Annotated in this window: 1 protein-coding gene; it reads left to right on the forward strand. The window is 61.9% G+C overall.

Annotation, left to right across the window (positions count from 1 at the left end; all coding sequences use genetic code 11):
* Nucleotides 1–17: 17 nt before the first annotated feature.
* On the forward strand, nt 18–218 hold a 201-nt coding region (locus tag DH08_RS30015), incomplete at its 3' end, for a porin (RefSeq protein WP_192182881.1).

Consider the following 218-nt stretch of genomic DNA (forward strand, 5'->3'; position numbering starts at 1 on the left):
TGACTGGAGGTCAGAAAATGAACATCAAGAGCCTTCTCCTTGGCTCCGCTGCGGCCCTGATCGCAGTTTCCGGTGCGCGCGCCGCCGACGCCGTCGTCGTCGCCGAGCCGGAACCGGCTGAATACGTCAAGATCTGCGACGTTTACGGCTCGGGCTACTTCTACATCCCCGGCACCGAAACCTGCCTGCGCATCGGCGGCTATGTCCGTTACGACATC

Source organism: Mesorhizobium amorphae (assembly GCF_014843845.1).
Classification (GTDB): domain Bacteria; phylum Pseudomonadota; class Alphaproteobacteria; order Rhizobiales; family Rhizobiaceae; genus Mesorhizobium; species Mesorhizobium amorphae_A.